A 2,424-nucleotide genomic window follows, 5' to 3' on the forward strand; every position below is an offset into this window, starting at 1 on the left:
GTGTTCCTCGGTAGTCTCCGAATGGAGTAGTAAGCCAGCGTGGAATCGGTGTACCACTTGGATTTTGTGGCGACCAGTACGCACCTTCATAATAAACAGTATTGCTCTGACCGCTCAAACTTGTGAATACAACTTGACGAGTAACGTTATTGACGGCATAAAGCTGAACAAAAGCCGATAAACCTTTCCAATCTACACCAAATGTGGCGTTGTAAGTATTTTGTGGCCAACCTGTGTGTCCATAAGGAATTCTATCTTGTGAATCAATAACACCGTCAGCGTTATAATCTACTAAATAATAATTACCTACGAGTTTCTGATTATCATTTACGTTGTGCATGGTGCTACCATAGAGCTGGTCCCAAGTATTATAAATTCCGTTGTTCACGAAAGAATACGTCTGGTCGATTTGCATTCCTTCTGGTTTTTGATAATCAGGAAGCAATTCTGGTGTGGCACGTTCCAAGATTCTGTTTTCGGTATGTGTCATGTTTAGGTCTGACCACAAACGGAATTTTCCAACATTTTTACTGAAATGTAATTCTACCTCATACCCTTGCGATTTTACAGCCCCTAAGTTGGCCACTGGTGGAGCAGCACCAAAATAGCTCGGCACATCAGCTCTTCCTGTCAATAAAATCTTACTTCTATTATCTTGGAAAATATCGGCTTTACCTTTTACCAAACCTCTAAGAATTTCAAAATCTAAACCTAAGTTAAACTTCTCTGATTCTTCCCATTGAACAGTCGGGTTTCCAACGGTTGCCTGCGAATACCACGTGTACGGGCTTTGCTCAGCAGCTTCGTTCGTAACACCCAATCTCGACCTTCCGCCGTAAGCCCATTGCTCTAAATAAGGCCATCTTACACCCAAATTATCAAATCCTGTTTGACCATACGACATACGTAGTTTCAATGAATTGATGAATTTTATTGGCTTCATGAAATTCTCGTTCGAGATTACCCAGTTTGCACCACCCGAAGAGAAAAACGCAAAACGATAATCTTTGGCAAACTGCTCAGAGCCATTGTAAGCACCGTTATATTCGATGGTATATTTATTGTTGAAATTGTAGGTAGTTCTAAAAACCCAGTCTTCACGATACGATGGAATGGTATTACCGCTGGCAAAAACGTTTCGGTTTGTCAAACCCATTGCCGTGATATTGTGCTTACCTGCAATAGTTTTGTTATAATTCAGTTGTAACTGATAGAACAAACGTCTTTGGCTTGCACCAATACTACCTGCTGCTGGCGTCCACTTGATACCCTCTTGAAAATCGAAACCAGTGATACCATCAACTGCCTGCTGATATACTTCTACACCGTTGTCTGGGTTAATCCACTTGCGTTGTGTGCCATTGAAAAGGTCATTTACACCACGGTTCGATTCTACGAATGTATTATCCAGCGAAACTGTTCCAGCAACTCTTAAACCTTTCACGAGACGGTCTAAATCTTGCTCCAATGTAAAGTCAGTTGTAATACGAGCAGTAGTTTGGTACTGAATACCGCCAATAGCAAGGCTCAAAGCAGAGTTTTCAGCTCTTGCTTGGTTTGGTGCATAAAAACCCCACGAACCATCCGAGTATTTAGGTAAGAATAAATCTGGTGCAGCACTATAGGCATCAATCCACGGGCCATACTGGCTACCTGTGAAGCCCCACGGACTTTTTCTAACGGCATACGAACCCGACAAATTAGTTTTAAATAAAGTGCTTTTCGAAAGTTGGAAGTCTAAATTACTACGAACATTAAGTCGATTGAAGCCAAAACCTTGTTCGTAGCCACGTTTATTGTCATAGATTTTAAATAAGTCTGCTTCTTGCAAGAAATCGGCACTGGTGAAGTATTTCACCAGATTTGTTCCACCGCTGATATTCAAGTTTGCATTGTTTGAAATAGCATAAGGCTTAAACAAAGCTTCTTCCCAGTCGACATTCGGATAACGCTCAGCTTCTGCTAAGTTTGCAGGAAAGCGATATTTATTGATGATAGCTTGCGGCGTAATATTTCTCCAGCCTTCTGGTCGAGCAGCTAATTCATATTCAATAGCTTCATTTCTGATGCTCAGGGCATCAAAAGAATCATATTTTTGTGGGAGCTTCGATGGTGCTTTCACAATCGTGTTTACGGTAGCTCTGATAGAAGCTTTGCCTGTTTGTCCACGCTTGGTCGTCACTAAAATTACACCGTTTGCCCCTCTCGAACCAAAAACCGCCGTCGCCGAAGCATCTTTCAATACTGTAATGGTTTCTACTGAACTAATATCCACACTATTCATCGGACGTTCAACCCCATCCACAAGAATCAATGGCTCGGAATTATTCCAAGAACTACGACCACGAATCAAAATCTGTGGGTCTTCTGCTCCTGGAAGTCCAGTACTGGCATTGGTAATCAAACCCGGTACATTACCAGTCA

The 2,424-nt window shown here is 41.7% G+C and carries 1 protein-coding gene; it reads right to left on the bottom strand.

The genetic code is table 11. The features are described from left to right. Nucleotides 1-2,424, bottom strand: a 2,424-nt coding sequence (locus tag ACOVO2_RS11275) for a SusC/RagA family TonB-linked outer membrane protein (RefSeq protein ID WP_421770067.1), incomplete at both ends; no start/stop codon positions are given.

The sequence above is a fragment of the Emticicia sp. genome (genome assembly GCF_049241225.1).
Classification (GTDB): Bacteria; Bacteroidota; Bacteroidia; order Cytophagales; family Spirosomataceae; genus Emticicia.